Below are 2,200 nucleotides of genomic sequence, written 5' to 3' on the forward strand. Positions count from 1 at the left end.
CGGCGAGGGCCGCCGCGCCCAGGGCGAGAGCGACGACGACGCCGCGGCGCCGGTCGAGCGTGCGGGACGGTGCGCCCTCGCTCATGCGCCGGCCGAGCTCCGCAGCCGAGCCGCGACCTGGACCGCCCGGACCGCGGCCGCGGCCTTGTTGCGCGACTCCGCGTACTCCAGCGCCTCCACCGAGTCCGCCACGATGCCGCCGCCGGCCTGGACGCTCGCCCGGCCGTCCCGGATCAGGGCGGTGCGGATCGCGATCGCCATGTCCATGTTCCCCGCGAAGTCGAAGTAGCCGACCGTGCCGCCGTAGATGCCCCGGCGGGCGGGCTCGAGCTCGTCGATGAGCGCGATCGCCCGCGGCTTCGGCGCCCCGGAGAGGGTGCCGGCCGGGAAGGTCGCGGCGAGCGTCTGGAGGGCCGTCGCACCGGGCCGGAGCCGGCCGACGACGGTGGAGCAGATGTGCATGATGTGGCTGAACCGCTTGATCGCCATGAGCTCGACGACCTCCACGCTCGTGGGCACGCACACCTTGACCAGGTCGTTGCGCGACAGGTCCACGAGCATGATGTGCTCGGCGCGCTCCTTGGGGTCCGCCAGCAGCTCCTCGGCGAGCGCCGCGTCCTCCTCCGGCCCCTCCCCGCGGGGGCGCGAGCCGGCGATGGGATAGGTCAGGACCCGCCCGTCGGTCACCTTGACCAGCGTCTCGGGGCTCGACCCGACCACGGCGAAGTCGTTGCCGGCGGCGTCCTGCAGCTGGAAGCAGTACATGTACGGGCTCGGGTTGATGGTGCGGAGCACGCGGTAGACGTCCAGCGGGGACGCGGGGCAGTCCAGGTCCAGCCGCTGGGAGAGCACCACCTGGAAGACCTCGCCCTCCCGGATCGCCTCCTTGCCCGCGCGGACGGCGTCCTCGAACTCCTGCCGCGTGCTGCGGAACTCCAGCTCCGGCTCGTCGCCGTCGGCCAGGACCGACGGCGGCACGTGCACCGGCCGGGCGAGCGCGGCCTGCATCGCGTCCAGACGCGCGACCGCGTCGGCGTGCGCCTCGTCGACCCGCTCGTCCGTGGCGTCGAAGTTGATCGCGTTGGCGACGAGCCAGACCGAGCCGTCGACGTGGTCGACGACGGCGAGGTCGGTCGCGAGGCAGAGCGTGAGCTCCGGCACCCCGAGCTCGTCGGGCGCCTTCGCGGGCAGGGTCGGCTCCCAGTGCCGGACGACGTCCCAGCCCATCGCGCCGACCAGGCCCCCGGTCAGGGGTGGCAGGCCCGCGATCGCCGGGGTCCGGAGGACCTCGAGGGTCTCGCCGAGGACGTCCAGCACGTCACCCGAGGTCGGCACGCCCACGGGGACGTCGCCCGTCCAGGTCGCCTCGCCGCCGGCGACCGTGAGGGTCGCGCGGGAGCGGACGCCGACGAAGGAGTACCGCGCCCAGGTCCCGTCGACCTCGGCGGACTCCAGGACGAACGTGCCGGGCCGGCCCTGGGCGAGCGTGCGGTAAAGGCCGACCGGGGTCACGTCGTCGGCGAGGAGCCGCCGGACGACCGGGACCACCCGACGGTGCCGGGCCAGCTCGCGGAACGTCTCCAGGCGCGGCCAGGTCGCACCCCACGCGAGGTCGCCCGGGGACGGCTCGGGCGCGTCGACGGCCGGGGCGTCCGTCCGCAGGTCCGCGCCGGTCACCGCCGGCCCTCCCCGTGCGCAGCGGAGTCGCCCGGGTCGGCCGCGGGCCCGCCCTCGAGGCCACCCATGGCGCCGACGACCGCCCCCAGGTCTCCGCCCGCATCGAAGCAGGTCCGGGCGCCGGTGTGGCAGGCGGCACCCACCTGGTCGACCCGGACCAGCACCGCGTCGCCGTCGCAGTCCAGCGCGACCGACCGCACGTGCTGGACGTGCCCGGACGTGTCGCCCTTGCGCCAGTACTCCTGGCGCGACCGGCTCCAGAAGGTCACGCGACCCGTCGTCAGGGTGCGGTGGAGGGCCTCGTCGTCCATCCAGCCGACCATGAGCACGTCGCCGGTGTCGTGCTGCTGCACGACGGCGCAGACCAGGCCGGCGTCGTCGCGCTTGAGCCGGGCGGCGACCGCGGGGGCGAGGGTGCGCGCCGGGGCTCCGGGGGCGTCAGGACGGGCGTTCTCGAGCACCGGACGATCCTGCCACGTCGGGCGCGCGCCTCGGCCGGCCGTCCGCGTCCGCGCCGTCCGCG

The 2,200-nt window shown here is 75.5% G+C and carries 2 protein-coding genes; both read right to left on the minus strand.

Annotated features, from left to right (window positions below):
• Positions 1 to 81: 81 nt before the first annotated feature.
• Positions 82 to 1,662: an anthranilate synthase component I gene (locus tag N866_RS18285; protein ID WP_034229424.1), complete on the minus strand. Its 1,581-nt coding sequence runs from the start codon at positions 1,660 to 1,662 to the stop codon at positions 82 to 84.
• Between the two features lie 11 nt (positions 1,663 to 1,673).
• Positions 1,674 to 2,138 carry a phosphoribosyl-AMP cyclohydrolase gene (hisI, locus tag N866_RS18290; protein ID WP_052023251.1) on the minus strand — a complete coding sequence of 155 codons (465 nt, stop codon included), beginning with the start codon at positions 2,136 to 2,138 and terminating at the stop codon, positions 1,674 to 1,676.
• Positions 2,139 to 2,200: the final 62 nt, after the last annotated feature.

The sequence above is a fragment of the Actinotalea ferrariae CF5-4 genome, assembly GCF_000603945.1.
Classification (GTDB): domain Bacteria; phylum Actinomycetota; class Actinomycetes; order Actinomycetales; family Cellulomonadaceae; genus Actinotalea; species Actinotalea ferrariae.